This window comes from Rhizobium glycinendophyticum (genome assembly GCF_006443685.1).
Taxonomy (GTDB): Bacteria; Pseudomonadota; Alphaproteobacteria; order Rhizobiales; family Rhizobiaceae; genus Allorhizobium; species Allorhizobium glycinendophyticum.
In genome coordinates this window covers 1,164,613-1,190,524 of record NZ_VFYP01000001.1, presented here as the reverse complement: position 1 = coordinate 1,190,524, position 25,912 = coordinate 1,164,613, and the positions used below count along the sequence as shown (strand labels likewise).

Genomic DNA, 25,912 nt, shown 5'->3' with positions numbered 1-25,912 from the left:
AAAGCCGCCATACATCGTTTCGCGCACACGCCCCATCCTCAATACCCCATCGGCGGTGCGGGGTCGTCCACCGGCTCGGCGACGCGCATGTCGTCGGTGTTGTCGGTGCCCAAGTCCTGATAGGCGCGCCAGGTCAGGACCAGCAGGAAGCAGAAAAAGGAGAAGGAGATGACGATGGCGGTGAGGATCAGCGCCTGCGGCAGAGGATTGGCGGTGCCCGCCGGCAGCACCGTCTCACCGGCGGGGATGATCGGCGGGATGGCGGGCGTCAGGCGACCGGCGGTGAAGATCAGCATGTTGACGGCATTACCGAGCAGGACCACGCCCAGCAGCACGCGGATGATGTGTTTCGACATCATCAGATAAAAGGCGGCGGCGAAGAAAATGCCGACGACGAGGGCGAAGACGGGTTCCATCAGGCGTCATCCCTTTCTTCCAGCGCCAGCGCGATCGAGGTGAAGGTGCCGACAACGACGAGATAGACGCCGATATCAAAGGAGACGACGGTGGCGAGCGGTACTTCGACGCCGAAGAGGGTCGGGTAAATCCATACGCCTGTCATGAAGGGCAGCCCGAGCGGCGCGGAGACGAAGCCCGACAGCGTCGAGATGAGCAGGCCGCAGCCGGCGATCGACATCGGGTGGAACCAGAGCGCGCGGCGCACGGCCTGGACGCCGAAGGCGATGCCGTAAATGGCAAAGGCGGAGGCACCGATCAGCCCGCCGATGAAGCCGCCGCCCGGCTCGTTGTGGCCGCGCAAGAGGACGAAGATCGAAAACAGCAGCATCAGCGCGGTGAGGAAGGGCGCGAAGGTGCGGAAGATCAGGGTGTTCATCGCGGGGCCTCCAGAGAGAGGTGGACGGAGACTTGATCCGGAGGTGCAAGTTGTACCCCCCTCTGCCCTGACGGGGCGGCGGCGGAGTACAGGATTACCCCCCTCTGCCCTGCTGGGCATCTCCCCCTCAAGGGGGGAGATCGGAAGGCGGCGGGCCTCTGCGATTTCCGCTGACGGGATGGAATGGTCAGGAGGGTGGGACGGTCAGCACGCTTCCCCGAGGCGGGCATGGCGGTGGCCGGCAATCTCCCCCCTAGAGGGGGAGATGTCGGCGTAGCCGACAGAGGGGGTCGGGCCGAAGGCCAGCCAATAGCGCAAGCGACTGATTTGGCGCAGTGGGTCGAAGGCCGATCCAGAACAGGTGCCACCATTACTTGACCTTCCCCTTCTTCTTGCCCTTCACATCGCCAAAGGAGCCTGATGGCGGAGAGACGACGGAGGCGGTGGGCGTTGCCGGGGCAACACGGACGCGGATGAGCGCGAGGATGGCGAGCCCGGTGATCATGACGACGGAGATTTCGCCCAGCGTGTCGACGCCGCGGAAGTCGACGATGATGACGTTGACGACATTGGCGCCGTGGGCGATCGCCTTGGAATAGGCGGCGAAAAATTCCGTCAGGGTGGCATCGAAGGGGGCAGATGTGGCGCGGATCAACAGGAGTGCAAAGCCGATGCCGCAGGCGATGGCGGCCGCGCCGTCGAGCAGGCGGGCAATGAGCGGGCGGTGATCGGTGAGCGAGAGCCTGAGCCGCGTCATGACCAGGGCGAGGATGACGACGGAGAGTGTTTCTACCATGAACTGGGTGAAGGAGAGATCCGGCGCGCCGAAGAGCAGGAAAAGCACGGCGAGCGCAAAGCCCTGAATGCCGAGGCAGACGATGGCGGTGAGGCGATCGCGGGCGGAGAGGACGGCTGCGACCCCGATCACCGCGATGGCGAGGAAGGCGGCTTCTGCAAGGCCGAGATCGGCGGGCCAGACAGGCACGGCCGGCAGTTCGCCATAGACGACCGGCGTGACCAGCAGGACGAGCGCCACGAGGATGAAGGTGGTGGTGATATAGACTTCCAGCCGGCCGTTGTGGATGACGCGTGTCACACGCACCGAGAGCGCGACGAGGCCGGCGACGAAATGGTCGAAGCCGCGGTCGGGACTGATGCCGAGGCCGATCACAACACGATCGACGGTGGCGCGCAGGCGCTCGAGGCCGAGATAGAGGACCACACCGAGCACAATCGTCAGAACCGAAAGCGCGAGCGGCACACCGACATGGGGGATGAGGCTGATGGTGACCATCTGCGGTTCGCCGTCGATGGCGCTCGCCATCGGCGAAGTGACGTAGCGGTGGCTGAGCGAGGAGAGAACGGCGCCGCCGAAAGACAGAAGGGCGAGCACCAGCGGGCCGAGCCAGAGGAGGATCGGTCCTTCATGGGCGTGTTTCGGCGTCTTCGTCTCCGCACCGACAAAAGGTTTAAGACCGACGGCGAAGGCGATGACGAACATCAGCGCGTTGCCGATCACAGCAACGGCGGTGAAGAGGATGGCACGGGGGTTAGCGCCCGCGAGTGCGGCATAGATCTCTTCCTTGGCGAGGAAGCCGAAGAGCGGCGGAAGACCTGCCATGGAGATGCCGCCGAGGATGGCGGCGGCGAAGGTGATCGGCATCAGCTTGCGCAAGCCGCCGAGCAGGCGGATGTCGCGGGTGCCGGTCTCGTGGTCGATGATGCCGGCCACCATGAAGAGGCCGCCCTTGAACAGCGAGTGCGCGACGAGATAGAGCACCGCCGCCTCGACGGCGTAAGGCGTGTCGAAGCCGGTGAGCATGACGAGCAGGCCGAGGGAGGCGACCGTGGTATAGGCGAGCATCAGCTTGAGATCGGTCTGGCGGACGGCCAGCACGGCGCCGACCAGAAGCGTGATGCCGCCGAAAAAGGGCAGCAGGATCTCCCAGGCGGGGGTTCCGCCCATGACCGGATTGAGGCGCATCAGGAGATAGACGCCGGCCTTCACCATGGTTGCGGAATGCAGATAAGCCGAAACCGGGGTCGGCGCTTCCATGGCATTGGGCAGCCAGAAGTGGAAGGGGAACTGGGCCGATTTGGTGAAGGCGCCGCCGAGCACGAGAAGCAGGGCCGCCATATAGAAGGGGCTTTCGCGCAGGATGTCGCCGGTCGACAAGAGCAGCGAGAGCTGGCTGATGCCGGTGATGTTCCAGACGAAGATCAGGCCGGCAAGAAGAACGAGGCCGCCGCCACCGGTGACGACGAGCGCCTGGAGGGCGGCGCGGCGCGAGGCTTCCCGGGCATGGTCGAAGCCGATCAGCAGGAAGGAGGTGATCGAGGTCAGTTCCCAGAAGACGAAGAGCATCAGGAAGCTGTCGGAGACGACGACGCCGAGCATGGCGCCCATGAACAGCAGGATATAGCTGAAGAAGCGCCCCTGCTGCGGGTGGCCCTTCATATAGCCGCCGGCATAGAGCACGATCAGGGCGCCGATGCCGGTGATGAGAAGCGCGAAGGTGAGCGACAGGCCGTCGAGCAGCCAGGAGAAGGAGAGATTGAGGCTCGGCACCCAGGCATAACCGCCGGTGACCCGCTCGCCGGTCGCGATTTCCGGCAGGAAGCCGAGGAAATGGACGAAGGCGAGCGCGGGGGCCAGGGCGAGAACCCAGGCAGCGGCGGCACCGAGCCGCGCAGTGAGCCAGGGCGCCAGAAGGGCTGCCACGAAGGGCAGGAGCATCGCGATCCAGGTCAGATCGCTCGTCGTCTCAGGCATTCCATCTCCCCGTGGGCATCGGATCGGTGTTCGATCATCAGTCGATACAAGGTGGGACCGTGTTAGGACATGCCAACCTTCGTCTCAAGCAAAAACGGAACACTTCCCCTTCACGGACACGTCAACCCACGTTTCAGTGAAAATCAGCCGATGTATTTCAGTTTATCGTGAAAGGACGCGGGCCCGCCGACGACAAACGGCAGCAAGGGACAATTGCCGCTCGACATCCGGCACCCTATCTATAGTGCAACACCGGGCGGGCTATAGTTGTCTTTCGCCCGGCCGCCCAAGGAGATCATCATGACCGCTTCCACGACTGCCCCGAAGATTGCGAAGTCCGATGCCGAATGGCGCGAGCAACTGACGCCGGAGCAATACCGGATTCTCCGCGAACATGGCACCGAGCGCCCCTTTACCGGCCCCTATTGGGATAATTTCCAGAAAGGCCTCTATCGCTGCGCTGCCTGCGACGAGCCGCTGTTCGTCTCGGACACCAAGTTCGACGCCGGCTGCGGCTGGCCGAGCTATTTCGAGCCGGTCAAACCTGACGCCGTGACCGAGCATCGCGACACGGCCTTCGGCATGGTGCGCACCGAAATCCGCTGCGCCAATTGCGGCGGGCATCTGGGCCATGTGTTTCCGGACGGCCCGAAGCCGACGGGTCTGCGCTACTGCATCAACGGGCATTCGATGGTGTTTGAGCCGATGGAATGAAGGGATTGCTAACGGAGTCACCTCCGTTTCATGCCTCGGAGACCGCCTTGCCGCATCGCGCGGATCCGGCGCCCCTCAAGTTCCGGAGTGGATGGATCGGGCGAAGTCCAGGATTGCGGCGGTGACTTCATCCGGCTTCTCCTGCGGCGCCCAGTGGCCGCAGTCGGCAATCGTTACGCTCTTCCTGAGCTCCGGCACAAGCCGGGGCATGGACGCAATAACCTCCTGCATGCCGGGAATGCTCAAGCCGACGTCCTGTTCGCCCACCATGTAGAGGGCGGGAACCTGTACCTTCAGACCGGCGAGTGCACGCTGGTAGTTCCAGTTGGCATCGAGATTGCGGTAGTAATTCAGGCCGCCGCGAAAACCGCTTCGGGCGAATGCGGCGACATAACGGGCAAGGTCCGCCTCGCTTAGCCAAGCGGGAAGCCGCGCGGGCATGGGCAGCGGCCCCAGCAGACCGCAATCACGCGCGACCATGGAAAACGGGTTTGGCGTGTCGTCCCCCGGCTGTCGTGGCCCCGCATCGCGGGAGGCGGCAAAGAGGATCTTGCGGAGCGTGGCCTCGATATCGCGCTCCAACTCGGCCTCGGCGACCCCGGGTTCCTGAAAATGGAGGAGATAGAAACGGGCATCCGGTGTCTCCGGGAACAAGGTCGTCGGCGGCACCGGAGGGTTGTCCATCATCGGCACGCCGATGGCCACGACGCCCTTGAACCGATCCGGACGCAGCAGGGCGGCCTGCCAGGCGATCGTGCTTCCCCAGTCATTGCCGACGAGGATGGCGTTCTCACGTTCAAGGGAATCCAGCAGACCGACCAGGTCGCCGACCAGATCAAGCGTCGAATACCTGTTGATCTCGGAGGGGCTTTCCGTCTCGCCATAGCCGCGCATATCGGGCGCAACTGCGTGGAAACCCGCGGCGGCCAGCGCGGCGAGTTGGTGTCTCCAGGCGTGGGAGGTTTCCGGAAATCCATGGGCGAGAAGGATCAAGGGCCCCTCACCCCGCTCCTCGACATGCATGGCAAGACCGTTGGCATTCACTTTGCGCGACGACATGGCGCACTCCTCTACTTTTCCGCAACAATCTATGTTACGGATTGAAGCACGTCAAGATTCCGCAACATTCTGAGTTACGAAATGTCCGACACCCGCCTTTCGCGAATGCTCCATGTTCTCGTCCACATGCATCTGCTAGGCGGCAGCGAAACGTCGGACACCATTTCAAAGATGCTCAATACCAATCCGGTTGTGGTGCGCCGGACGATGGCGGCCCTGAAGGACCACGGCATCGTGGCGTCCTCGGGAGGGCGAAGCGGCGGCTGGCGGCTGGCCAGATCTGCCAGCGAGATCACCGTCGAGCATGTGCACCATGCCCTGCAGAGCGGATCGGCATTTTCCATAGCCTTGTCGAAGGATCACAGCAGCTGTCCCGTCGAGAGCGCGGTGAACCGCTTTCTCGATCGGGCCATGACGGATGCGGAAACCTGTTTGCGCAGGAGCTTCGCCGCCATGACCATCGACGATTTCGCCACGCAATTCGTCTGACGCATCGCGCGGGGGCGTCTCGTCACTCCCACCCGCTGCTCGCGGCGCCCTCCCCGCCCAAGGCAGGGCAAGAACAAATGGATTTTGAGCCCCGCACCAAGCGGGATGCCTCTTGTCTCCAGTGGGGAACAGGTGGCCCGCCGGGCTCAGGTGCAATTTGTTGCATCGGGGATGAGGGCGCGCGAAACGGTAAAGCTGTGCCGGGCAGCCCCAAGGGGAGGCCGGGACCCGTTAGCACCTGACCGCATTGCGGGGCAGTGTTTAATCCACCCCACTTTTGGTTGTGGGCATCCCATGGTTTCTCAGAAACCTGCAATCTTTGGCTTTGACGATCTGCCCGCCTTGCGACACGCCTTTATTCGTTCACAACTGGGGGTCATCATGAACAAGACTATTGCTATCACCGTGGCGCTTGCCGCGGCGCTCTCTTCCTGCGCCAGCAAGCCGAAAGACATAGAGGCGGCCTATGTGTCGTCGACGCTTTATGAAAGCCTGTCCTGCGACCGGCTGCGCGAGGAGGCGACGGCTGTGTCGGCCCGGGCGATCGCGGCAAGCGGCGTGCAGCAGAAGAAGGCGGATAATGATGCAGTGGCCGTCGGGGTCGGACTCGTCATCTTCTGGCCGGCGCTGTTCTTTGCCAAGGGCGACGGGGCATCCGCGGCCGAAGTCTCGCGACTGAAGGGCGAGATGAAGGCGATCGAAACGGCGTCGCTGAAAAACAATTGCGGTATCCGGTTTGAGGATCCGACGGCCCAGCCGGCAGGCAAGAAGGGGTGACGGGCTGACACTCTCTCCTTGAGGGGGAGGGTCGGAGCGCAGCTCGGGGTGGGGTGATCGGTGGCGGCGCGCTCGTCGCCCAGGTCACCCCCACCCGTCGCTTTGCGGCGACCTCCTCCCTCAAAGGGGGAGGTGTGAGGCACACCTCACCGCCCGTCGAATGCCGCCAGTGCCTTTGGCGAGACGCGGGTCCAGAGGCCGGCGAGCAGCAGGATGGAGAGGATGGCGGCGAGGATGAAGGGCATGCCGAGGGCCTGGGGGCGCGGCATAAAATGTTCGGCGAGGGTGACGCTGAGGCCGGCCAGGAAGACGCCGAGCGACATGGTGCCGAGGCCGAAGAAGCGGTAGACGCTGTTGACCCGGCCGAGCAGATGTGGCGGGATCATGCGCTGGCGCAGCGAGACCGTGATGATGTTCCAGACCATGCCGGTCACGGCCGAGAGGGCGAGTGCTGCCCAGACCAGAACGGGCACGGGGACCAGGAGCACGACCAGCGCCCAGATGAGGCAACAGGCGATCGTGGCGCGCAGGCAGGCGGAGGCACCGAAGCGGCGGAGGATCGGCTCGCCGAGCAGGCCGCCGATGACGCCGCCGACGGCAAGCCCCGTCAGCAGCAGGCCGTATTCGGCAGAGTTCAGGCCCATGACCTCCTGGGCGTAGAGCACCAGCCCCATCAGCAGCATGACCTCGATGGCGTTCAGCACGCCGAGACCCAACGCCAGATCGCGCAGCAGCGGACGGGCGAAGAGATAGGCGGTGCCTTCGCGGATTTCCGCGACCCAATGGCGGGGTTCCGGCCGCTCCGTGCGGAACTCTCCCGGGATCGAGAGGATCAGCAGTCCGGCAAAGGCAAAAGCAAGGCCGTAGAGCCCGAAGGCGAGCGGCAGCGCGAGGGCGATGACGAGGCCGGCGAGCGGCGGGCCGATCATCATGTTCATCACGGTTTCGAGGCTGCCCATGCGGCCATTGGCGGTTTCGAGCCGCGCATGGGGCACGATGGCCGGCAGCAGCGTGACGGCGGAATTGTCGCGCAGGACTTCGGCAAAGCCGACGATAAGCGCCGAGAGCAGCAACAGGGCATAAAGCAGGTCGCGCGGGAAATCCTCAACGGGAATGACGGGCAGCATGCCGGGCAGCAGCATGACCGCCGAGAGCGTGATCAGGGTGACGAAGCGCAAGACGTCCATCGCGATGACCAGACGGCGGCGGTCGAAGCGGTCGGTGATCACGCCCGAGGGAAGCGCGAAGAGGAACCAGGGCAGCTTTTGCGCGACGCCGACGAGCGCGATCGCCAGGGGATCGCGGGTGATCAGCGAGGCGAGCCAGGGCCAGGCGACCACACCGATGCCATCGGCGAGATTGGCAAGGCCACTCGAGAGCAGAAGGCGGTGGAAACGGGAACCGAGGGCGGGCCGGTCGGCGACGATATCATGCATGATCGACTTCTCCTTCCACCATGAAGCATTGTCGGCTGCGGTCCACAAGCCCCCGGTTTTGAAAGGATTGATGCTGCAGGAGTGCAGGGTGATAGGCCTCGGGCGCGGGATTTGAGCTTTCCACGCCAAAGCGCTGATTTCAGCGCCTTTCCGCCAGCGTCTTCAAGCATTGCTCGAAGGCGGTGAGATCGGTCCAGAGGCGGTCGGCTTCCGCTGCATGCACGGCCACCGGGCCGCCGCGGCGTTCGACGCCGCCATGCAGCATCAGGTTTTCGATCATCTCAAAGTCTTCCAGCATGGTGCCGTCGGATGCGCGTTTGCGGCCGTCTTCGGCGATGTGAATGTCGCCCGCATAGAAGTCGGCGCTGCGCTTGAAGTGGCTGTCTGCCACATTGGTGTAGCAGGCGACGAGTTTGCCGGCGCCGCACATATAGCCGAGTTCGAAGACCGTGCCGGGATCGGCGGCGATGCCGCGGAACGGAGTGAGATTGGCGATGACGCCATCGGCGCGGTTCATGAAGCCCTCGTCGACCTCGGAGATGTTGAGGCCGAACTGATGTTTGGTCGGGGCCGGCGGGATGGCGAGGTCGCCGGGGCAGATGGCCTCGAAGCCGTGAGCGCGGGTGAGCGCTGCCTTGGCGTCGAGGATGGCGCGGGCGTCGGGGAGGAAGACTTCGGGGCCGGCGAGGTAGAGTTTCAGGGCGGTGGGCATGCGGAAGGCGATCCTTTGAGGCTGGGGAGGACGCCGATGAGGAGCAGCCGGCGGGCAGCAAGGCAAGAGAGGATTGTTGCGGTGCACAGGGATTGCGGACCATAAAAGTGAAGAGATCTAGGTGCAGCAAGCGCAGGCCTTGAATTTTTACCCCTTAAGGGTAATTTAGGTCATGGAGAAACGGATCGCGCATCATGATCTGACCGCTGTCATCCTGTTGGTGCGGGCGCGCAAGGCTGCGGCTTTCACCAAGACCGCGATCGATGGTGGGCGGCAGATGGGACTGACCGTGGCAGAGATGATCGATGCCGTCTGTGCGCTCACGCCACGGCACTTCTTCAAGTCGATGACGACGTATGCCGACAGTCGCGTGTGGCAGGACGTCTACCATGCCGACACGCCGGTCGGGAAAGCCTATGTGAAGGTGACGATGCGCACGGATGGCGCGCCCGTCATTCAGTTCAAGGAGTTGTAGAAATGGTTGCCGATTGCAGCAGCTGTGGTTCTGTCGGAGGCATGGCCCGCTTCGAAAACGAGGCGCATGATGTGGTGTTCCGCGATTTGAAGACGACGGTCGAAGGCCTGTCTGGATGGCGCTGCGAGAGCTGCGGCGAGATCGAATTCGACGCCGATAGTGCCTTGCGATATGCCGCCGCGGGCGACGCGCTCGTGCTGCAGGCGAGACGCAGCGTCGGTGAGGAATTGCGGCGTATCAGGAAAAAGCTCGGCCTAAACCAGGCCCAGGCTTCGGCGCTGACCGGCGGTGGGCACAATGCGTTTTCCCGGTATGAAACCGGCAAGGTGATCCCCTCTCCTGCGGTGATCAATCTCTTTCGCCTGCTGGATCGGTACCCCGAGGAGGCACGGGTGCTCAAGCGGGCATAATAGGTTGGAATTGGCCAGATCATGCGGGGCCTTGCACCTTGAAGCCCCTCCCAGCGAGGCGAGCCGGCTGAGGGCACTCGGAGGAGAGTTACCTTCCTCCCGATCCCCACTGCCTAAGCTGGCTGGCGACAGCTCTCGCAAGTCACCAGATTTGCGCGGTGGCCAGCCCCCTCCCCTTCGGCTACACCTTGCCCATGTCGACTCAGCCCGTTACCGATCCCCTCTTCTCCCCCAGTGACCGCGAGGGCCGCGAGGGCCCTCTTGCCGTCTTGAAGCGCGTCTATGGCTATCCGGCCTTTCGCGGGCGGCAGGCGGAGGTGGTCAACCATGTCGTGTCCGGTGGCGACGCCGTGGTGCTGTTTCCGACGGGGGCCGGGAAATCGCTGTGTTTCCAGGTGCCGGCGCTCTGCCGGCCGGGGGTCGGCGTCGTGGTTTCGCCGCTGATCGCCCTGATGCGCGATCAGGTGCAGGCGCTCAAAGGTCTGGGGGTCAGGGCAGCGGCGCTCAATTCGACATTGTCTAGGGAGGAGTATGTCGAGATGCGCCGGGCGCTCGACCGGGGTGAACTCGACTTTCTCTATGTGACGCCCGAGCGGACCGCGACACCTGGGTTCGTCGAGATGATGCAGGGCGTCCAGATTGCACTGTTTGCGATTGATGAAGCGCATTGTGTGTCGCAATGGGGGCATGATTTCCGGCCGGAATATCGCGAACTCGGCAAGCTCGCCGATCTCTTTCCCGGCGTGCCACGTCTGGCGCTGACGGCGACTGCCGATCCGCATACGCGGGACGATATCATCGAGCGACTGGGGCTTCAGGATGCGGCCGTCTTCACCACCTCCTTCGATCGACCGAACATCGCCTATGAGATCGTCGAGCGCGACCAGCCGCGTCAGCAGCTCCTGCGTTTTCTCTCCCGCCACAAGGGATCGAGTGGCATCGTCTATTGCCTGTCGCGAGCCAAGGTGGAGGAGATCGCCAACTGGTTGGACGATCAGGGCATCCGGGCGCTCCCTTATCACGCCGGCATGGACCGGGCGATCCGCGACGCCAACCAGGATGCGTTTCTGAAGGAAGAAGAGCTCTGCCTCGTCGCCACGGTCGCCTTCGGGATGGGGATCGACAAGCCGAATGTGCGTTATGTCGCGCATCTCGACCTGCCCGGATCTGTGGAGGCCTATTACCAGGAGACCGGCCGCGCGGGGCGCGACGGTCTGCCGTCCGAGGTGTGGATGGCCTATGGCATGGCCGATGTCATCCAGCGCGGGCGGATGATCGACGAGGGTGGGGCTGCCGACGAGGTGAAGCGGGTGGAGCGGGCCAAGCTCAATGCGCTGCTCGCGATCTGCGAGACGCCGGGCTGCCGGCGTCAGGCGATCCTCAAACATTTCGGCGAGAGCCACGCCGGGGGCTGCGGCAATTGCGACACCTGCCTGAAGCCGGTCGAGACCTGGGACGGGCTCGATGCCGCGATCAAGGCGCTGGCGGCGATCTATCGCACCGGCGAGCGCTTCGGCACCGGTCATCTGATCGATGTGCTCATGGGCACCGAAAACGACAAGACCATCCGTTTCGGCCACACCGACATGCCGGTCTTCGGGGCGGGCAAGGACTTGTCCTCGAAGACCTGGCAATCGGTGTTCCGGCAGTTGCTCGCGGCCGGCTACATCCGGGTCGATCACACGGCTTTCGGAGCGCTGAAGCTTGAGGAGACGGCGCGGGCCGTGTTCAAGCGCGAGGTCGACGTGCGCTTCCGCAAGGACCGGCCGACGACGGGCAAGGCCGCGCGGGGAGCCAGCGCATCGCGCACGGCCCATGCCAAGGCGGGACTCGATCAGGCCGATCAGGAGCTGTTCGAGGCGTTGCGCGCCAAACGCATGGAGATCGCCAAAGACCAGGGCGTGCCGCCTTACGTGGTCTTTCCCGACACGACGCTGATTGCGCTCGCTACCGAACGGCCGATGGACGAGGACGAAATGCTCGGCATTTCCGGCATCGGCCAGTCAAAGCTGGAACGCTATGGCGATGCGTTTCTCGAGGTGATCACGGCCTATTCGCGGTGATCGCCGACCTTCGGGCGTTAGGCCACGGGCGACGCCTCCCCGTGGGGAGGGAGGCGGATTGAGCGTCGTTCCGCAGGGAACGGTGACGGGCAGACCAGTACGCTTCCGTCAGCGTGGTCGCCGATTGGCCGCATGGTCCTGATATTGTTCGGTCTGCACGTGTTTTCCATCCAGTCCACGGACTTGCGAGTGCTGGGCCTTGTCGCGGTTGGACAGGACCTGATTTTCTTCGAGCATGCCGTCCTGCAGATCGGTCATGGCACCCGAACCGTCACCCTTTCCCTGGCTGCCTTTGCCGATGTGTTTGCCGTCTCCTCTTCCACTACCCATGACGGGTCTCCCTTTCAATTTGGTCACGGCCGGGATTGGCCGTCACAGGGCCAACCGGGTTGCCCGGAAATCGTTCCGGCGGTGATAAATCCCGAGCCCTTTCCACAACAGATGAGGGTTCGGACGCAGCGCCGGTGGGCAGCGTCCGAACCGGCAGGTTAATATTCTCGCGGAACCGGAGGAACAAAACCCTGCTTCCTGGGTTTCACCGATCTTAAGGCGAAGTGTGGGGCTTCGGCGGTGGGGAGACGGGATATGAACGTGCAGAGCAGGAACCGGGCGCGTGAGGCGCAGGCGCTCGAGCAGACGCCAGCGGCGGGCGCTATTCCGCGAAGCCCCGCCTTCGATGAAACGCTTTCCCTGCTGCGTGAAGGTTACGGCTTTCTGCCCCGGCGTTTCGCCGATCTCGATACACCGATCTTTCGCACGCGGCTGATGCTGCGGGACGTCATCTGTATGACCGGCCCGGCGGCGGCGAAGCTGGTTTATGACGACGCGCGCCTGACACGCGTCGGCGCCATGCCGCAGACCGTGCTTCGCCTGTTGCAGGACAAGGGCAGCGTGCAGCAACTGGACGGGCCGGCGCACCGGCATCGCAAGGCGATGTTCGTGCGCATGCTGATGGAGGACAAGGGCGGGCTGGAACGGCTCGTTGCGATCTTCCGCCGCTGTTTTCTGGAGCGCGTGCCGGAGTGGATGCGCTGGGGCGCGGTGCAGCTGGGCGCGGAAATGGACATTATTCTCTTTCGCACGGCCCTTGCCTGGACCCAGGCGCCACTCGACGCTGACGAGGTGGAGGCCGATGCCACGCTGATGGCCGACATGGTGGAGAATGCCGGCCATGTACGGCCACGCACTCTCGGCACGCTGATGCGGCGCTCGGCTCTGGAACGGCGGCTGAGGGCAAAATTTCGCGACATCCGCCGGGGCCGGCTGGTACCGATGCCGGATTCGCCGCTCGCGATGCTCGCAGGCTATCGCGATGCGCATGGAGAGCTGCTGTCACCGCGGGTGGCGGCGGTCGAACTGATCAACCTGCTCCGGCCGATCGTTGCGATCGGGCGCTATATCGTGTTTGCCGCCCTTCGCCTGGAGCGGCATCCGCAATGGCGCGAGATCCTGGCCGAGCCGGATCCGGAGCGGCTGTCCGGTTTTGTCGAGGAAGTGCGGCGGATCTCGCCTTTCTTCCCGTTTGTCGGGGCCGTGGCCCGTGCACCGTTTACCTGGAACGGACACAGGATCAGGCGCGGCCAATGGCTGCTGCTCGATCTCTACGGCAATTGTCATGACGAGGCGGTGTTTCGCGAGCCGGATGCCTTTCGCCCGACGCGGGGGCTCAGGCATCACGAGACGGACTACAGCTTCATTCCGCAAGGGGCGGGATCTGCCAGCCGCGGACATCGCTGCCCCGGCGAGATGGCGACGGTGGAGATCATGAAGGAAGCCGTGCGGCTGCTGACTGGGACGATTACCTACAGCGTGCCGGAGCAGGACTTGTCGGTGTCGCTGCTGACCGTGCCCACGGGCCCGAAGGAGGGCTTCATCATCACGGATGTCGCCTGGCGCGCGATGCCGGCCGTCTGACAGAGGCCGCCCGGCGGCTCACGCAGCGGCCGTCTCCGCTCGGTTGCGCCGGCGCCAGTCTGTCGGGCTGAGGCCGGTCACACGCAGGAATTCCCGGTTGAAGTTCGATTTGGTGAGAAAGCCCGCCTCGAAGAGGATGCGGGTGATCGGCATCTCCGTTGTCGAAAGCAGCCGGCAGGTTTCGGCGACGCGGAAATTGTTGACGTAATGCGAGACGCTGACGCCGTGCACGCGGTTGACGGCTTCCGACACGGCGCGGGCGGGCAAACCGAGGCGGCGGGAGAGACGGGCGAGGTTGAGATCCGGATTGGCCCAGAAGCGTCGTTCGGTCATCAGGCAATCGAGATCGGCGGCAATGCGGCGGTGATCGTCGCTGGACGGTTTGGCGGCGCCTGGCGCGGGATTGGCATCGGACAGGGCGGTCGCCTCCGAGACTGTTGCCATCTCCAGCGTCGCGCGCCCGGCCGGACGCTCTCCTCTTTGGCCCGCCTCTCCTCTTCCGTCACGGTCCTGTGCGCCGCCGCCTGACCTTTCGCCGCGTTCCTCCTCGGTGCCCCCCTCGCCCGCCTCTTCCTCGCCGGCGGTGACCGCGCCGAGGCCGAGCAGGAACAGGATCAGCGTCGTTGCCGCCGAGACGACCATCGGTGAATAGCGGCCGCCGGACCAGAGCATGTCAAGGCTGATCCCGATGTCGGTGAGAGCCGAGGTGATCAGCGCGAGGCCCGTCAGTTGCAGGGCGCGATAGGAGCGCAGCGTGCCGTCAAGGCGGGAGGCGACGAGGCCATCAGGCCCAAGCCGGGCGAGCCAGAAAAGCGCCAGACCGTAACCGAGAAAGCTGGCGATGAGCACGAGATCGACGGGGATGCGCAAGGCAGGGGGAATCCCGAGACCGGCCGGCAGGCGTGCCATGATCAGGATCGCGGCGACCAGGAGCGTCGGCAGAAGATGCGGCCAGTCGCTCCGCGCAATACCCTGCCGTTCCCGGGCGAGATCGCGGAAGGCGAGGTAGGAGAGGGCCGGAATTAGGCTCGCCATGACCGGCAGGACGACTAGGACCTGCAGGAGGCCATAGCCCCAGCGCAGCCCGACCAGCAGGCTCTGGACGATGTGCAGGACGATCAAGGCGAGGAAGAGGCCTTGCGTGCCCCAGGCGTCACGCCCCTCGCGCAACAGGCGCACAAGGAAGACGGCGAGGAACAGGGCGACGAGAAAAGAGAGCGGTACGAAGAGCATGCGGTTGTTTCGGCATCGGGGACATTGGTCTTGTCGAGACCATGACCGAAAGCGCGATCGCGGTCGACCCGGATCGTGATCGAGGTCGCAGATGAACCGCGGAGGGCGGCAGATGGGGCATCGAAAACGGGTCTGCCGACAGGCGCCCCCAGCAACAGGAGCCTTCCCATGCGCAAGAGAACCATCATCCTCTCCATCCTCGGCGGCCTCGTCGGGCTCGCCATCATTGACGGCAGTGTGCAGTTGATCCGGGCGAGCGACGCGATTTCCGGTCCGGTTGACCTCACCGGCGTCACCCGGCTTACAGTAACGGGAGCGGCGAGCGACATTTCGATCTCGACCCGGGGCAACGGCGCGCGCGAGGCGGTGCTGTCAGGCACCCGACACGGCTGGGGCGCGATCTGGCGTTCCGGCTGGTTTGCCGGGGATTGCGCCGGCCAGGCCCGGATGACGCGGGACGGCGATACGCTGAGCGTCGACATGGGCGATCGCGGCGGCTTCTTCGGTTGGAACGACTGGGATGACTGCACGCTGACGCTCAACGCCACGCTTGCGCCCGAAGCCATGGTGTCGATCCGGCAGAACGCGGCCCGCATGCGGCTGGACGGGGATTTTTCTGTCATCGAGGTCGACAGCGATGCCGGCGACTTTGCGCTGGCCGGCCACGCAACGCGGATCGCCGTTCAAGGGGCGGCGCTCAGGGCACGGCTGACCTTCGAGAAGGTGTTGCGCAACGAAGCGGTACTGGTGTCCGGCAAGATGCTCGACGCCTCCATCCGCTTCCTGGTGCCGACCGCGATATCCTACGGCGTCGAGGCGGTTGCCTCCTATGTCGACAGCGCGCTTGCCAATACGCCGGGCGCTCAGCCTTCGATCACGATCCGGGGGGAGATGGTGCATGCGACGATCCGGTGACGGGGAAGCGCTAGGGTGTTTGGTTTGCCCCTCACCCTGCCCTCTCCCCGCAGGCGGGGAGAGGGTGTGCAAACAGCGGCGTCCCGGCCTTCTCCCCGCTTGCGGGAAGAAGGTGCCCCGAAGGGGCGGATGAGGGGCGAAGGCCGCTGTCCGATTGTGTATCCTGCCGCAGCCCTGTCCCTCCCCCGGCTTCATCGTCATAAGCCAATGGACCGATGGAACTTCTGCCAGTGTGATCTGTTGTTGTCGCAAGAGCGTGCCGGGTATCGGCATGCCAACTGCCCAAACCTGCATTCGCTGCAGACGCCGCGCAGCGGGACCTCTGCAATTCCGGGCACCCTCTGGCGGATCAGCCTTAGTTTCAGGAGACATTCATGCCGCAAACGACCTCGATCAATCGCCGTTTCGTTCTGGCCGAGCGCCCACAAGGGGAGCCCACCGAGGGGACGCTGCGGCTGGAGACGGATGCGGTGCCGGACGTGGGCGATGGGCAGATGCTGCTTCGCACCGTCTTCCTGTCGCTCGACCCCTATATGCGCGGGCGGATGAGCGATGCGCCGTCTTACGCAGCACCCGTGGAGATTGGCCAGACCATGGTCGGCGGCACCGTGTCGCGGGTGGTCCGTTCGACGCTTCCAGGTTTTAACGAGGGCGACTGGGTCGTCGGTTTCTCCGGCTGGCAGGATTATGCCGTGTCGGATGGAAAGGGCGTGACGCCGCTTGGAGCCGATCCGGTGCATCCGTCCTGGGCGCTGGGTGTCATGGGCATGCCGGGGCTCACCGCCTGGGCGGGGCTGACACAGATCGGCAAGCCGAAGGCGGGTGAAACGCTGGTGGTGGGTGGTGCGACCGGGCCTGTTGGCGCGACCGTCGGGCAGATCGGCAAGATCCTCGGCCTTCGGGTAGTCGGCATTGCCGGCGGCGTGGAGAAGTGCAGCCATGCGGTTGACGTGCTCGGCTTCGATGCCTGCGTCGATTACAAGTCTGACGGCTTTGCCGGACAGCTGGCGCTCGCCACACCCGAAGGCATCGACATCTACTTCGAAAATGTCGGCGGCAAGGTGTTCGATGCGGTCGCGCCGCGGCTCAACACACGGGCACGCATTCCGCTCTGTGGGCTGATCTCGCAATACAACGCGACCTCGCTTCCCGATGGACCTGACAGGCTCGGCTGGCTGATGGGCATGTTCCTGAAGAAGCGCATCAGCGTGCGTGGCTTCATCGTCTTTGACGACTTCGGCCACCTCTATCCGGAGTTTGCCAAGGAGATGGGCGGCTGGGTCGAAGCCGGCAGGATCAAGTATCGCGAGGAGATGATCGACGGGCTCGAAGAGGCGCCGCGTGCCTTTATCGGCCTGTTGCGCGGCGAGGGCTTCGGCAAGCGGGTCATCCGCGTCGGCCCGGATGCCTGATACTCAACCAGTTTCTGAACATTGAAGAAAGGACGCCAACCTCATGAAGATCCTCATGGTTCTCACCTCGCACGACCAGCTGGGAGATACCGGCAAGAAGACCGGCTTCTGGCTGGAGGAATTCGCCGCTCCCTATTACGTGCTGACGGATGCAGGGGCCGAGGTCACGCTTGCCTCGCCCAAGGGTGGCCAGCCGCCGCTCGACCCGAAGAGCGACGAGCCGGATGCGCAGACGGAAGCGACCGAACGCTTCAAGGCCGACCAAACGGCGCAGCAGCTCCTCGCCTCCACGACGCCGCTCTCGCAGATCGATCCGGCGGGATACGACGCCGTCTTCTATCCGGGCGGCCATGGCCCGCTCTGGGATCTCGCCGAGGACGCCGACAGCATCCGCCTGATCGAAGCCTTTGCCGAAAAGGGCTTGCCCGTTGCCGCCGTCTGCCACGCGCCGGGCGTGTTGCGCCATGTGAAGAATTCCGAGGGACGTCTGCTGGTCGCCGGCCGCAAGGTGACCGGTTTCACCAATTCCGAGGAAGAGGCCGTTGGCCTGACCGAGGTCGTGCCGTTCCTGGTCGAGGACATGCTGACGGCCCATGGCGGTCTTTACGAGAAGGGTCCCGACTGGGGCGTGCATGTGGTGACCGACGGCAAGCTGGTGACGGGACAGAACCCGGCTTCGTCGGAGGCCGCCGCGAAGGCGCTGCTGGCGTTGCTCTGACGTGATCGATCCGACGGGCGGGCCTCTTCAGGGCTCGCCCGCCTAGCCTCCGCTCAGCCGGCCGACCGCATGGAGGCGGTGGCGATGCCCGCACCGATCAGCATGGTTCCGCCGACCTTGTTGAACAGGCTGATGGCGCGCGGGCTGCGGACCATGCCGCGGGCGCGCGAGGCGACCAGCGCATAACCTGCCGCATTGGCGAAGGCCAGAACGAGGAAGGTCGTCTCGAAGATCGCCATTTGGCTGACGAAGTCGCCGTGCTTGTCGAGGAACTGCGGCAGGAAGGCGACGAAGAAGGTGATGCTCTTCGGGTTGAGCGCGGTCACCACCCAGGCGTGGCCGATCATCTTGGTGGTGGACACTGCATCCGTGCGCGGAGCGACATCCATCGTGCCGCCCGAGCGGAAGAGCTTGATGCCGAGATAGACGAGATAGGCGGCGCCCAGGAGTTTTAACGCCGTGAAGACGGTGGCGGATGCCGCGAGGATTGCGCCGACGCCGAGCATCGACAACGTCATGGCGGTGAAATCGCCCAATGCCACGCCGATCGAGACCGGCCAGGCGCTCCGCCAGCCCTGACCGAGCGCATAGGACACGACGAGAAGGATCGTCGGGCCGGGGATGATCAGCAGAACCGCCGAGGCGGCGGTGAAGGCAAGCCAGGTTTCAAGGGTCATGGGGATCTCCTGCCAAAGAACAGGATCAATCCTCAGGGACGGACTGTTGTAAAGAGGGTTTTCGGTTTTGGTGACCGTCCACCCTCCCCTTGGGGGGGAGGGTCGGAGCGCAGCTCCCGGGTGGGTTGAGGTGAGAGACGTCAGCATTCATCAAAACGGTGTAACTCTTCGCCGTGATCACCCCCACCCGCCGCTTCGCGGCGACCTCCCCCCTCGGGGGGAAGTGGTGTCAGGCCCCGATCTTCAGCTCCATCATCGTCAGGTCGAGCCAGCGGCCGAACTTCTTGCCGACCTCGTGGTGGGTGCCGACGAGACGAAAGCCGAGGCTTTGGTGGAGGGCGATCGAGCCCTGGTTACCGGCTTCGATGGCGGCGACCATGACGTGGATATCCCCTGCCCTCGCCCGTGCGATGAGCGCGGTCATCAGCGCCTTGCCGATGCCGCGGCCATGAAAATCCTTCTCGACATAGACGGAATGTTCAACCGACTGGCGGAAGCCGTCGAAGGGGCGCCAATCGCCATAGGAGGCATAACCGGCAATCCGCCCTTCGGCTTCGGCGACGAGGATCGGGAAGCCTCTCGCCTGGCGGAGGTCGAACCACGCCTTGCGGTTGGCGAGATCGACCAGGGTTTCGTTCCAGATCGCGGTCGTTTCGGCCACCGCGTGATTGTAGATGGCAAGCAGCGCCGGAAGGTCGGCTTCGGTGGCGTCGCGAAGGATGAGGTCGGTCATGGGGGCTCGTGGCGTGAAAGCCGGGCAAGCGGCTGTTTCGTCTGCGAAAAGCTATAGGGCGGGTTGTGCCGAGAGAAAAGGGCGGCCTACAGTGTCGCCGTGTTTTGATGGCCAAAGATTTTGCAGGGGGAGTCTCAATCAATGCCCAATTTCATCGTGCCGATGGCAATTCGCTTCTTTTTCATCAACCTCGGCATCGTGGTCGCGATCCACGTCGTGGTCGGCATTCTTGCCTTCTATGGCTATGTAGACGTTCTTTCCCGCAGCGGTACGTCCGTCGTGCTGATCTTGGCCGCAGGATATTGGGCGGGATACTATTTTCATCGCCAGACGGGGCGTCCCGCAGAATGGGCAGAAGCATGGCCCATCGGCGCCGTGCTGGCGCTCATTCAGGCTGCCACTGATGGACTGCAAATCGGCCTTGTGATGCTTCTGGATGTACCTGACAAAAACCTGGCGATCCTGTCGAAGGCGGATCCCGCCATACTGGTTCCAGCGATGATCTTCGGATATCTCCTGAGCCTGGTCGGCATATCCTGGTCGATGCGCTCTTTTTCCAAGGTTCTTCTGAATGCCGAGAAAAAGAAGCGCCAAGGTTGACCACCAGAGGCTGATGAAATGCCCCTGGTTTAGCAGAGTGTGCCTATTTCGGTTCGCGCCTGGAATAAAGGGATGACGGGCGGCGGCGCCGCGCCTTCGCCTCTCCCGTTCGTCATGCCCGGGCTCGTCCCGAGCATCTACCGTCGTTGCAACGGGTGTGACGAGAGCGGAGGCACCGAGGTCGGGGCGATCCTGGCAGATCCTCGGCACGAGGGCCGAGGATGACGGCGTCTGACCTTGCGGATGCGGCCTCACCCCAGGCTGATCGCCGTGAACACCGCCGAATAATGCACGATGGCGGCGGTGACGACGAAGGCGTGCCAGATGGCGTTCTGGAAGCGCAGGCGCTCCCAGACGTGGAAGACGACGCCGGCGGAATAGATGCAGCCGCCGATGATGATCAGCGTGAGCGTCACGCCGGGGATGATTTCTGACAGCGGGCCCATGGCGAGTGCGCCGCTCCAGCCCATGGCGAGATAAAGCAGGATGGCGAGTTTGTCGTAGCGGCCGGGATAGCGGAATTTCAGCCAGATGCCGGTGATCGCGGTTGCCCAGATGCCGAGAAGAAGGGCCAGGATCAGCGGACGATCGGCGCCCTGGACCAGGAAGGGCGTGTAGGTGGAGGCGATCAGGATGAAGATCGCCGAATGGTCAAAGCGGCGCAGCCACCATTTCACCTTCGAATGCGGCCACATGTTGTAGGTGAAGGAGACGCCGAGTGCGATGATCAGGCCGAGGCCGTAGATCCAGCTCGCGGCAATATTGGCATAATCGGAATAGACGGTGGCGTAGAAGATCAGCGCGGTTGCGCCGACAAGCGCGAAGACGACACCGATGCCATGGATGATCCCGTCGGCAACCAGCTCATGCAGGTCGTAGGCGCGGCCAAACTTGAAATTCTCGGTGTTCATAACGTCTCTATGTCTCGTCTTTGCTTTCCGGTGATGGCGAAGCATATTCTGGAATGATGGCGGAAAAGGCTGCGGGCGACAAGGTGGCCGGGGTTCACGAAAGCACCATGCCGGTAATCTTGCTTGCTTGCCTTATGGTCACACGCCGCCTACCAATCCATCCTTAACGCCACCCTCCGGCTTCTGGAAAATCATGCGCTTCACGATCATCGCGACCTTTGCCGCCCTCACCACCTATTGCTGGTTCCTGCTGAAGGTGGGGCAGGCCCGCAGGACCTTCGGCGTCGAGGCACCGAAGACGACGGGCAATGCCGACTTCGAGCGGATCTTCCGCGTCCAGCAAAACACGGTCGAGCAGCTGGTACTTTTCCTGCCATCGCTGTGGATCTTCGGGTTTTACGTTTCGGACGTGCTCGCCGGACTGCTCGGCCTCGGCTGGACGGCGGCGCGGGCGCTTTATGCGGCGGAATATTATGCCGATGCGAAGAAGCGCGGTCCGGGAGCGGCTTTGACCTTTGTGATCGGGATCGTGCTGCTCATCGGCGGCACGGTCGGCGCGCTTATGAAGGGCGCCTGATGCCGAAAAAGGCGCCACAGCGTGAGCAATTGATGCGAAATAAAGCAGAAACTCACTGAGTGTATGCTTTTGAAGCAAAAACTTACCGATCCTTAAACGAATATGCCCTAAATTTCAGGGGTACGGACCGCGCAGGATTTGGGTAGCGGGCCGGCCCCTCCTATGGCGCCTCCCTCACCATCAGATAGGGTCCGACCCATCGCCGAGACGCCTGGCGGCCCAAGGAAATTAACCATCCTGCCCGAGGCTATCATGACCATTCGTGTCAAGCTGCTCACCTGCATAACTCTGCTGGCCACTGCCCTTCTCGTCATCTCTGCCTTCTCCTTCTATGCAATGACGGAGGAATCCCGGCTCGCAAACGGGATCGTTGTCGACCGCGTCCAGCCGATGGAGCAGTTGAAGGTGATTGCCGACGGATATGCCGTCGATATCGTCGACACCGCCCATAAGGTGCGCGCCGGCGCCTTGACCCCGGGGGAAGGGGCAGCGAACGTTCGTCGCGCACTCACCGAGATCGACGGCAAGTGGAAGGACTACATGTCCACGACCCTGACCGATGAAGAGGCGCAGATAGCCGCCCATTTCGACCAATTGCGGCAGGACGCCAACGAGGGCGTGAACGAACTCCTCGCCATCCTAGACGCCAAGGATGCGGCCGCCCTGGTGACGTTTGCCGAGAAGAAGCTCTATCCGACCATCGACCCGCTCGGCACCGATATCGCCAAGCTGATCGACCTGCAGATCCGCGTCGCGAAGTCCGATCTCGCTGCAGGCAACCAGTTGAAGCAGGTGCTGACCATCCTGATGATCGCGCTGTCAACGGTCGCAGCCGCCGTCGCCGCCTTCTCGACCTTTACGGTCGTCGCCGGCGTCATCCGTCCGATTAATGCGATTACGCGCGCCATGGACAGGCTCGCCGGTGGCGATCTCGATGTCGACATCTACGGCGAGGCCCGTCGCGACGAGATCGGCGCGATGGCATCGACCGTGGCCGTGTTCCGCGACAATGCCCGCGAGCGCGTGCGGCTGGAGCAGGAGGCCGATGCCAACCGTTCGCTGTCGGAACGTGAGCGGCTGGAGCGGGAACGCCAGCAGGCGCAGGAAGCCGCCGAGGTGCGCTTCGCGGTCGAGAACATCGGCCATGCGCTGGGCCAGCTGTCGGATGGCAAGCTGAATTTCCGCATCACCGAGCGCTTCGCCGAACGGCTGGACCAGGTGCGCCTCGACTTCAACGATGCGGTGGAAAAACTGGAAGAGGCGATGCGGCGCGTCGGGCAGAACGCCCAGGCGATTGCTGCCGGTTCCAACCAGATCCGCGCGGCAGCCGACGATCTGGCCAGGCGCACCGAGCGCCAGGCGGCTTCCGTCGAGGAAACGGCTGCTTCACTCGAGCAGATCACCACCACGGTCACCGATTCCAGCCGGCTTGCGGCGGAGGCCGGACGCCAGGTGCAGGAGATGCGCCGGGCCGCCGAGCAGTCCGGCACGATCGTCGCACGGGCCGTCGATGCCATGCAGGAGATCGAAAACTCCTCGCAGGAGATCACCAGCATCATCAGCGTGATCGACGAGATCGCCTTCCAGACCAATCTTCTGGCGCTCAATGCCGGCGTCGAGGCGGCCCGGGCCGGGGAAGCGGGCAAGGGTTTCGCCGTGGTTGCCCAGGAAGTCCGGGAATTGGCTCAGCGCTCGGGGAGCGCTGCCAAGGAAATCCGCTCTCTGATCGGCAAATCCGGCGATCAGGTGAAGAACGGGGTCACGCTCGTGACCGAAACCGGCCAGGCGCTACAGACCATCGTGGAGAGCGTTCAGGCTGTTGGGGTCAACGTCACCTCCATTGCGGAAGGTTCCCGCGAACAGGCGACCGGCCTCAAGGAAATCAACACCGCCGTCAACATCATGGACCAGAGCACCCAGCAGAACGCTGCCATGGTGGAGGAATCGACTGCCGCCAGCCATTCTCTGGCCAAGGAGGCGGAAGCACTGTTCCAGCTGATCGGCCGCTTCGAGATCGGCGGGCAGACGAGCCAGACGCCGCCCTCGCTGCGCCGCGCGGCTTGATCAACGCCCGGCCGGGGCGGTTTTCGCGCCCCGGCCGACCCCCGCGCCGCTGCCGGTGGCATGCCCCCTCCCCGCCTCCGGGCGATCAGAGTTTTCAAGTTCGAGGCCGCCCCGGCGGCATCTTCGCTTTTGTGCGAGGGCGGCGCGAGCGCTCTACGATCGGGGTCCGCGTTAACTTCTTTTATCTTCATATAGAAATAAGTTGTTGTAAAAATTATAGAATTTGAAGTCGTTTGATTAACTTTCTTTTATGTAGCGGGTCCTAAGGTGCGCCTGTGAAACCGGTGAACGAAACCGGGACGCCGGCTCGCGCATCGGATGCACGCGTGTCGAGACGGCGTCGCGATGATCTCTCTATCGCAGTCCGTACCCGACCCCGAGCAGATGATCTGCTCCTGGCCTCCTCCACGCTTATCATTCGGACAGGGGCATGCCCGTGAAACATATTTCCATTACAGGAAAATTCCTGACCATCATGGCCGGCTTCGGCCTCTTCTCTCTCGGCACGGCGATCTATTCCGGCCAGACGATGTCGAGGATCGACGCCAGCTATAGCGCCCTGCTGGACGGGGAATCGACCGCAGCTCTCTACATGGCGCGCGCCAACCGCAGCCTGCAGACCATGCGCGCATCCATCGGCGAACTGATGATGGCGGAGTCCATGGAGGACAATCAGGAGTCGCAAAAGGCGATCGACGAGTCCGAGAAGAACTTCTCAGAATTCATGGATAAAGTCATGACCGCTCTTCCGGCCCGCCGCGCAGCGCTTGACGCCCTGAAGAGCGAAACCCTGGCGGCCTTGGCCGGATGCAGCACGAGCATCGAGGCAGCACGCAACTCGAGCACGCCGCAGGACAACCTCGCCTCCCAAGAGCTCTTTCTGAAAAACTGCCAGCCAGCCCTCGTTGCCGTTTCGCCGAAGCTGGTTGCGGTTTCGTCGGAGATCATGGAGAGCGCCGACAAGGCCAGCGACGACCTTTCCGTCACGACGAATACGGCGGTCACCACCGCACTTGTGGTCGTAATCGGCGGTCTTCTGGTGGTGCTGGCGCTCGGCTTCCTCGCTATCCGCGCCTGGCTGGTGCGGCCGATCCGGGCGATGTCGCAGACGATGACCGTGCTGGCCAATGGCGACCTTAGCGCGACCGTAGACGGCACCGACCGGCGCGACGAGATCGGCGGCATGGCCAAGGCCGTGCAGATCTTCAAGGATAATGGCCTGAAAACCCGCGCGCTGGAGCAGGAGGCAATCGCCAACCGTTCGGCAAGCGAAGCCGAACAGGCTCGGGCGGCGGAAGCCGAACGGGTTCGTGCCGAGCAGATGGCGCAGGCGACGATGGGTCTCGCCGAGGGCTTGAAGCATCTCTCGCATGGGGATCTGACCTTCCAGCTGAACCAGCCTTTCGCCAGCGACTTCGAAAGCCTGCGTGCCGACTTCAACGCCGCCGTCACACAGCTCGGCGACAGCCTTCGCTCGGTTTCGCAGGCGACCGGCTCGATCGATGACGGCGCCCGCGAGATCAGCCAGAGCGCCAGCGACCTTTCCAAGCGCACCGAGCAGCAGGCCGCGTCGCTTGAGGAAACCGCCGCGGCACTCGACCAGATCACCACCAATGTCGCGAACTCCTCCAAGCGCACGGAAGAGGCGCGCAATGTGGCAATCGAGGCCAACCAGTCGGCCCGCCGATCCGGTGAAGTGGTGTCGAATGCGGTCAACGCGATGCAAAGGATCGAGCAGTCGTCGAGCCAGATCTCCAACATCATCGGCGTGATCGACGAGATCGCCTTCCAGACCAACCTCCTGGCGCTCAATGCCGGTGTCGAAGCGGCGCGTGCCGGTGAAGCGGGCAAGGGTTTTGCCGTCGTCGCCCAGGAAGTGCGCGAGCTTGCCCAGCGTTCGGCCCAGGCGGCGAAGGAGATCAAGGACCTGATCCGCAACTCGACCGACGAAGTTTCTACCGGCGTGAAGCTGGTGCAGGAGACCGGCGAGGCGCTGAAGGTGATCGAGACCCAGGTGGTGACGATCAATGCCCAGCTGGATGCAATCGCCACGTCCGCCAAGGAGCAGTCAGTGGGCTTGGCCGAAGTCAACACGGCCGTCAACCAGATGGACCAGGTGACTCAGCAGAATGCCGCGATGGTGGAGGAATCCACCGCCGCCAGCGCTTCGCTCGCCAGCGAAGTCACCCGGATGCGGGAGATCATTGCCGGGTTCCGCCTGGGTTCGACGACCGGCGCCGTGGCCGCGAGCCGACCGCAGCCGGTGCGGGCAGAGCAGAAGCCGGTGGCATCGCCCGCTCGACGGATGATGGCAAAGGTCGCCAGTGCGGTCGGCATGGGCGGAAGCGCCCAGGTGGCCGAGAGCTGGGAAGAGTTCTGAGACTTTCCGGACACGCGATCCAAAGAGAGAGGCCG

The 25,912-nt window shown here is 63.8% G+C and carries 25 protein-coding genes; 14 read left to right on the top strand and 11 right to left on the bottom strand.

Features of this window, described 5'->3' with window-relative positions; genetic code table 11:
* Positions 1–38: 38 nt before the first annotated feature.
* The 3 genes from FJQ55_RS05775 to FJQ55_RS05765 form a co-directional block, all read right to left on the bottom strand.
* On the bottom strand, positions 39–416 hold the full coding sequence (locus FJQ55_RS05775; RefSeq protein WP_140826715.1) for a Na+/H+ antiporter subunit C: 378 nt from the start codon (positions 414–416) through the stop codon (positions 39–41).
* The gene (locus FJQ55_RS05770) at positions 416–835 is read right to left on the bottom strand and encodes a Na+/H+ antiporter subunit B (RefSeq protein ID WP_140826714.1); all 420 of its coding nucleotides are present in this window, start codon (positions 833–835) and stop codon (positions 416–418) included. Before FJQ55_RS05770 ends, FJQ55_RS05775 begins: the two co-directional genes overlap by 1 nt.
* A gap of 370 nt (positions 836–1,205) precedes the next feature.
* Complete coding sequence (locus FJQ55_RS05765; protein WP_140826713.1) at positions 1,206–3,608, bottom strand: putative monovalent cation/H+ antiporter subunit A; 2,403 nt, start codon at positions 3,606–3,608, stop codon at positions 1,206–1,208.
* A gap of 300 nt (positions 3,609–3,908) precedes the next feature.
* On the opposite strand from FJQ55_RS05765, the gene msrB reads away from it, so the two are divergent.
* Positions 3,909–4,322 (top strand): peptide-methionine (R)-S-oxide reductase MsrB, encoded by a 414-nt coding sequence (gene msrB / locus FJQ55_RS05760; RefSeq protein WP_140826712.1) that lies wholly within the window; start codon positions 3,909–3,911, stop codon positions 4,320–4,322.
* Positions 4,323–4,397: 75 nt separating this feature from the next.
* On the opposite strand, the gene FJQ55_RS05755 is transcribed toward msrB, so the two are convergent.
* On the bottom strand, positions 4,398–5,381 hold the full coding sequence (locus FJQ55_RS05755) for an alpha/beta fold hydrolase (protein WP_140826711.1): 984 nt from the start codon (positions 5,379–5,381) through the stop codon (positions 4,398–4,400).
* Between the two features lie 81 nt (positions 5,382–5,462).
* Here FJQ55_RS05755 and FJQ55_RS05750 point away from each other — a divergent pair, with 81 nt between their 5' ends.
* Complete coding sequence (locus FJQ55_RS05750) at positions 5,463–5,870, top strand: RrF2 family transcriptional regulator (RefSeq protein ID WP_140826710.1); 408 nt, start codon at positions 5,463–5,465, stop codon at positions 5,868–5,870.
* A gap of 381 nt (positions 5,871–6,251) precedes the next feature.
* Entirely contained in the window at positions 6,252–6,647 is a 396-nt protein-coding gene (locus FJQ55_RS05745) for a hypothetical protein (protein WP_140826709.1), read from the top strand.
* Positions 6,648–6,793: 146 nt separating this feature from the next.
* Here FJQ55_RS05745 and FJQ55_RS05740 read toward each other — a convergent pair whose 3' ends face one another.
* A complete protein-coding gene (locus tag FJQ55_RS05740; RefSeq protein ID WP_140826708.1) occupies positions 6,794–8,083 on the bottom strand; it encodes an MFS transporter in 1,290 nt (429 codons plus the stop codon).
* Positions 8,084–8,222: 139 nt separating this feature from the next.
* Entirely contained in the window at positions 8,223–8,795 is a 573-nt protein-coding gene (locus FJQ55_RS05735; RefSeq protein ID WP_140826707.1) for a nucleoside 2-deoxyribosyltransferase, read from the bottom strand.
* 172 nt (positions 8,796–8,967) lie between these two features.
* Between FJQ55_RS05735 and FJQ55_RS05730 the strand changes: the two genes are divergently transcribed.
* From FJQ55_RS05730 to recQ, 3 genes are all read left to right on the top strand, one after another.
* On the top strand, positions 8,968–9,270 hold the full coding sequence (locus FJQ55_RS05730; protein WP_140826706.1) for a type II toxin-antitoxin system MqsR family toxin: 303 nt from the start codon (positions 8,968–8,970) through the stop codon (positions 9,268–9,270).
* A gap of 2 nt (positions 9,271–9,272) precedes the next feature.
* Complete coding sequence (locus FJQ55_RS05725; protein ID WP_140826705.1) at positions 9,273–9,680, top strand: type II toxin-antitoxin system MqsA family antitoxin; 408 nt, start codon at positions 9,273–9,275, stop codon at positions 9,678–9,680.
* Between the two features lie 194 nt (positions 9,681–9,874).
* A complete protein-coding gene (gene recQ / locus FJQ55_RS05720) occupies positions 9,875–11,743 on the top strand; it encodes a DNA helicase RecQ (protein WP_140829117.1) in 1,869 nt (622 codons plus the stop codon).
* A gap of 108 nt (positions 11,744–11,851) precedes the next feature.
* On the opposite strand, the gene FJQ55_RS05715 is transcribed toward recQ, so the two are convergent.
* Positions 11,852–12,073, bottom strand: a complete 222-nt coding sequence (locus FJQ55_RS05715) for a hypothetical protein (RefSeq protein WP_140826704.1) — start codon at positions 12,071–12,073, stop codon at positions 11,852–11,854.
* 255 nt (positions 12,074–12,328) lie between these two features.
* On the opposite strand from FJQ55_RS05715, the gene FJQ55_RS05710 reads away from it, so the two are divergent.
* A complete protein-coding gene (locus FJQ55_RS05710; RefSeq protein WP_140826703.1) occupies positions 12,329–13,657 on the top strand; it encodes a cytochrome P450 in 1,329 nt (442 codons plus the stop codon).
* Between the two features lie 18 nt (positions 13,658–13,675).
* Here the strand turns inward: FJQ55_RS05710 and FJQ55_RS05705 are convergent, their stop codons facing one another.
* The gene (locus FJQ55_RS05705; protein ID WP_140826702.1) at positions 13,676–14,890 is read right to left on the bottom strand and encodes a helix-turn-helix domain-containing protein; all 1,215 of its coding nucleotides are present in this window, start codon (positions 14,888–14,890) and stop codon (positions 13,676–13,678) included.
* A 168-nt stretch (positions 14,891–15,058) separates the two neighbouring features.
* On the opposite strand from FJQ55_RS05705, the gene FJQ55_RS05700 reads away from it, so the two are divergent.
* The 3 genes from FJQ55_RS05700 (at position 15,059) to FJQ55_RS05690 (ending at position 17,935) form a co-directional block, all read left to right on the top strand.
* Entirely contained in the window at positions 15,059–15,805 is a 747-nt protein-coding gene (locus FJQ55_RS05700) for a hypothetical protein (RefSeq protein WP_140826701.1), read from the top strand.
* Positions 15,806–16,179: 374 nt separating this feature from the next.
* The gene (locus FJQ55_RS05695) at positions 16,180–17,217 is read left to right on the top strand and encodes an NADP-dependent oxidoreductase (protein WP_140826700.1); all 1,038 of its coding nucleotides are present in this window, start codon (positions 16,180–16,182) and stop codon (positions 17,215–17,217) included.
* 43 nt (positions 17,218–17,260) lie between these two features.
* Positions 17,261–17,935 (top strand): type 1 glutamine amidotransferase domain-containing protein, encoded by a 675-nt coding sequence (locus FJQ55_RS05690; protein WP_140826699.1) that lies wholly within the window; start codon positions 17,261–17,263, stop codon positions 17,933–17,935.
* 53 nt (positions 17,936–17,988) lie between these two features.
* Here the strand turns inward: FJQ55_RS05690 and FJQ55_RS05685 are convergent, their stop codons facing one another.
* Together FJQ55_RS05685 and FJQ55_RS05680 are read right to left on the bottom strand one after the other, a co-directional pair.
* Positions 17,989–18,612 carry a LysE family translocator gene (locus tag FJQ55_RS05685; protein ID WP_140826698.1) on the bottom strand — a complete coding sequence of 208 codons (624 nt, stop codon included), beginning with the start codon at positions 18,610–18,612 and terminating at the stop codon, positions 17,989–17,991.
* A gap of 229 nt (positions 18,613–18,841) precedes the next feature.
* Entirely contained in the window at positions 18,842–19,345 is a 504-nt protein-coding gene (locus tag FJQ55_RS05680) for a GNAT family N-acetyltransferase (protein WP_140826697.1), read from the bottom strand.
* 141 nt (positions 19,346–19,486) lie between these two features.
* Here FJQ55_RS05680 and FJQ55_RS05675 point away from each other — a divergent pair, with 141 nt between their 5' ends.
* Complete coding sequence (locus tag FJQ55_RS05675) at positions 19,487–19,945, top strand: ABZJ_00895 family protein (RefSeq protein WP_140826696.1); 459 nt, start codon at positions 19,487–19,489, stop codon at positions 19,943–19,945.
* A gap of 251 nt (positions 19,946–20,196) precedes the next feature.
* On the opposite strand, the gene trhA is transcribed toward FJQ55_RS05675, so the two are convergent.
* Positions 20,197–20,856 carry a PAQR family membrane homeostasis protein TrhA gene (gene trhA / locus FJQ55_RS05670; RefSeq protein ID WP_062275406.1) on the bottom strand — a complete coding sequence of 220 codons (660 nt, stop codon included), beginning with the start codon at positions 20,854–20,856 and terminating at the stop codon, positions 20,197–20,199.
* Between the two features lie 193 nt (positions 20,857–21,049).
* Between trhA and FJQ55_RS05665 the strand changes: the two genes are divergently transcribed.
* The 3 genes from FJQ55_RS05665 (at position 21,050) to FJQ55_RS05655 (ending at position 25,877) form a co-directional block, all read left to right on the top strand.
* Positions 21,050–21,433, top strand: coding sequence for an MAPEG family protein (locus FJQ55_RS05665; RefSeq protein WP_140826695.1), 384 nt, complete (start codon positions 21,050–21,052; stop codon positions 21,431–21,433).
* Positions 21,434–21,685: 252 nt separating this feature from the next.
* A complete protein-coding gene (locus FJQ55_RS05660) occupies positions 21,686–23,497 on the top strand; it encodes a HAMP domain-containing methyl-accepting chemotaxis protein (protein WP_161596950.1) in 1,812 nt (603 codons plus the stop codon).
* Between the two features lie 436 nt (positions 23,498–23,933).
* Positions 23,934–25,877 carry a methyl-accepting chemotaxis protein gene (locus FJQ55_RS05655; RefSeq protein ID WP_140829114.1) on the top strand — a complete coding sequence of 648 codons (1,944 nt, stop codon included), beginning with the start codon at positions 23,934–23,936 and terminating at the stop codon, positions 25,875–25,877.
* The last annotated feature ends 35 nt before the right edge of the window (positions 25,878–25,912 follow it).